The 3,160-nt window shown below is 47.2% G+C and carries 5 protein-coding genes; all 5 read right to left on the reverse strand.

The annotated features are described in order from the left end of the window. Positions 1–105 precede the first annotated feature (105 nt). Positions 106–1,323, reverse strand: coding sequence for a histidine--tRNA ligase (hisS, locus tag JZU62_RS03450; protein ID WP_295011925.1), 1,218 nt, complete (start codon positions 1,321–1,323; stop codon positions 106–108). Continuing rightward, the gene (tmk, locus tag JZU62_RS03455; protein ID WP_295011927.1) at positions 1,320–1,901 is read right to left on the reverse strand and encodes a dTMP kinase; all 582 of its coding nucleotides are present in this window, start codon (positions 1,899–1,901) and stop codon (positions 1,320–1,322) included. The genes hisS and tmk overlap by 4 nt, the downstream gene beginning before the upstream one ends. Beyond that, positions 1,886–2,377 carry a pantetheine-phosphate adenylyltransferase gene (coaD, locus tag JZU62_RS03460; protein WP_015653712.1) on the reverse strand — a complete coding sequence of 164 codons (492 nt, stop codon included), beginning with the start codon at positions 2,375–2,377 and terminating at the stop codon, positions 1,886–1,888. The genes tmk and coaD overlap by 16 nt, the downstream gene beginning before the upstream one ends. Further along, complete coding sequence (locus JZU62_RS03465) at positions 2,370–2,900, reverse strand: UbiX family flavin prenyltransferase (protein ID WP_295011929.1); 531 nt, start codon at positions 2,898–2,900, stop codon at positions 2,370–2,372. Before JZU62_RS03465 ends, coaD begins: the two co-directional genes overlap by 8 nt. Further along, a partial coding sequence (locus tag JZU62_RS03470; RefSeq protein WP_295011932.1) for a flagella basal body P-ring formation protein FlgA occupies positions 2,897–3,160 on the reverse strand: 264 nt, incomplete at its 5' end. The genes JZU62_RS03470 and JZU62_RS03465, both read right to left, overlap by 4 nt.

A 3,160-nucleotide genomic window follows, 5' to 3' on the forward strand; every position in this document is an offset into this window, starting at 1 on the left:
AGCAATGAGGGTGAACTTTTATAGTTGACTTTGATCTTCCCTTGGTCGATCATAAAGTTGTTTTCACCCCAAATATCTATACCGTATGTTTTCACATCATCCCCCTTATACAAAAAAATCATTTAACGGAATAAGAGATTCAGTTTTTTCAACCAAATCTTTTACCCAGATACTATTTTGAGCAAGCTCATTTTCACCGATTACGGCGCAATAGCGGGCATTGATACGATCCGCTCCCTTGAGATGCGCTTTGAGTGAGCGCGGCTCGTATTCGACCACCGCTTTTTCACTGCGACGCGCTTTTTCTGCGCACAAAAGGATCGGTTTGATCGCAACGGCATCCATAGCCCCTAAATAGTACCCATCGCGTACTGTTTCGGGCATCACGATAAGCTCCATCAGTCTCTCGATACCCAGAGCAAATCCGACCGCAGGGGTCGGTTTTCCGTCCAAAAACTCGATGAGGCGATCATACCGTCCGCCACCGGCGATAGCGCTTTGGCTTCCGATGTTGTCACTGACAAATTCGAATGCCGTTTTGGAGTAATAATCCAATCCGCGAACCAAATGGGTATCGATCTCATAACCAATGTTGTGCTGATCCAAAATCGTTTTCAACGTATCAAAATCACTTTGGCATCCCTCACAAAGGTGGTTGATGAGTTTTGGTGCGTTGGCATAAAGAGCCTGACATGCTTCATTTTTACAATCGAGGACACGGATAGGGTTCGTCGATTTTCGGCGCTGACAGTCGCCACAGATCGTATCACCGCAACTCTCGATAAAGGCGATGAGCTTTTCACGGTAAGAAGGCATACAATTTTGATCGCCCAACGAGTTTAGTTTAAGACGGTATCCGATTCCCAACGCTTTGAGAATGTCGGCAACCATCATAATCATCAATGCGTCTTCATAAACTGAATCGACCCCAAAACTTTCAACTCCGAATTGGTGAAATTGTCTTAGGCGCCCTTTTTGGGGACGCTCATAACGAAACATCGCTCCGTGATAGTAAAAGCGGTGAATCCCACCTTTTTTATCGAGCTTGTGTTGTACAAATGCTCGAACGACTCCTGCAGTCCCCTCTGGGCGGAGGCATACGTCGTTGTCCCCTTTGTCGATGAACTGATACATCTCTTTGCCGACGATGTCACTGGATTCTCCGACTGAGCGTTTGAACAGAGCCGTCTCTTCAAGCAAGGGTGTTTCGATGTAGTGAAACCCGTATCGCTTGGCGATAGTAGAGGCTGTTGTTATAAAGTATTCAAAACGTTCATAGTCCTCGGAGAGGATGTCGTTCATTCCGCGCAAAGATTGGATCATAAGGCTCCTTTGATAAAGGTGGTAATTTCGTTCGTAATTATATCGATGGATTGTGTCGCGTCGATTACAACGGTTTGGATTCCGAGTGCATACGCCGAAGCGATGAGGGCATCTTGGATGGAGAGTAGATACTGGGTTCCGCGTGATTCGATCACATCATGCTCTTTTTGGCTCAATCGGTGCGAGAGCTCTTCGGGTGTGAGTTTGAGAATAAACACCACATCGGGAAGGGTTCCGTTGGTTGCGAGACGATTGAGTGATACGAGGGTGGATTCATCGCAGAGGTTTTGTACACTCGCATACGCCATCCCTGAAACGGCAGAGCGGTCACTGATGATGAGCTTATTCATATTAGGCAATATGACCGATTCAGTATGTTCGGCACGGTCGGCTAAAAAGAGCAAAATCTCTGCCATTTTGCTCTTTAGATTGCCGAACAGTACCATGTTGCGGATTTCAACTCCCGCAGGGGTTCCACCCGGCTCTTTGGTAATGAGTGCATCCGGAAAAAGGGAGCGCAACGCTTCAATCTGGGTGCTTTTTCCGGCGGTATCAATCCCCTCTATCGCAACGTACATGATTTCATACTCCCGATAACATTTTGGACAGGTTCAGGGAGCAAATGGACTGTTTTACCGTTGAATTTCAGTAGGTTTCGGACGATGGAGGAGCTGATAAAGGCGTGTTTGAGTTTCGGCATCAAATAGACGGTTTCAATGTTGGGATCGAGCGAATTATTGAGATAGCCGAGTTGTAGTTCAAACTCGAAGTCGCTCACGGCGCGAAGCCCACGTATCAATACCGTAGCACCGAGAGTGTTAGCAAGCTCAACCGTGAGATTATCAAATCCGACTACCTGCACCCGCTCTAAATCTCTAACCGCTAATTTAACCATATCAACACGCTCTTGCAACGTAAACATCGGCTTTTTTTCTTGTGAATCGGCAACGGCGATGATGACTTCATCAAAAAGCTTTATTCCCCGCTCTATGATGTCGAAATGACCGTTGGTGATGGGATCGAATGTCCCTGGATAAAGGGCAATTTTATGCATGGCTGTCGTCCCATCGTTTATAAAGATCGTTTTGTATTCCGAGAAGATCGAACCATTTGCCGATCATAAAATTTTCCATCGATTCGAGGTCTTGTTGATCGCCGTAGTAGGCGAGGACGGGAGGGGCAATAATGACTCCCACACGAGAAAGTTTGAGCATATTTTCCAAGGCGATAGGGGAAAAGGGGATCTCACGGGGTGCAAGCACGAGGGTTCGGCGCTCTTTTATCATAACCGCAGCGGCGCGGGTAATGAGATTGTCCGCGATACCGCAGGCAATTTTTGCCAATGTGTTCATACTGCACGGGGTGATGATCATGGCGTCTGCCCCGTATGAGCCTGAGGCTACAGAAGCCCAGATTTCATCGTTTTTGTGGAGGGTCAGGTTCTCTTCTTTTTCGAGCACAATTTGGGCATGATCGGAGAGTATGAGGTGCTTTTGTACGTCAGAGGGGAGCGCACGGACGAGTTTTAACCCTAACGCCGCACCACTTGCACCGCTGATCCCTACGACTATTTTCATTGCAATTCCACCCGATTTTCTCCGATTACTTTGGCTCTGACGCGCTTACCGTCATTTTTTAGGATCGTAATAATATCATAGAGTAGCCCCTCTTGCGTTGCGCGTGCTCCAAACTCTACGATAACCGAATCGTTTTTGACCTCCACAATCACTTTTTCATTTTTCAAAACGAGAGGAACGGTCTCGATGTTCCGCAGGGTTAAGGGTTGTTCGGCTCTGAGATTTGATCGAAATCGGCTAGGTTGATCGGGCAGAGTCGT

Origin of the sequence: Sulfuricurvum sp. (assembly GCF_019163035.1) — a bacterium.
GTDB lineage: Bacteria > Campylobacterota > Campylobacteria > Campylobacterales > Sulfurimonadaceae > Sulfuricurvum.

Excerpts from the sequence above, each read along its gene's own strand:
- hisS (WP_295011925.1), bottom strand. The coding sequence starts at position 1,323 with ATGATCCAATCTTTGCGCGGAATGAACGACATCCTCTCCGAGGACTAT.
- tmk (WP_295011927.1), bottom strand. The coding sequence starts at position 1,901 with ATGTACGTTGCGATAGAGGGGATTGATACCGCCGGAAAAAGCACCCAG.
- coaD (WP_015653712.1), bottom strand. The coding sequence starts at position 2,377 with ATGCATAAAATTGCCCTTTATCCAGGGACATTCGATCCCATCACCAAC.
- JZU62_RS03465 (WP_295011929.1), bottom strand. The coding sequence starts at position 2,900 with ATGAAAATAGTCGTAGGGATCAGCGGTGCAAGTGGTGCGGCGTTAGGG.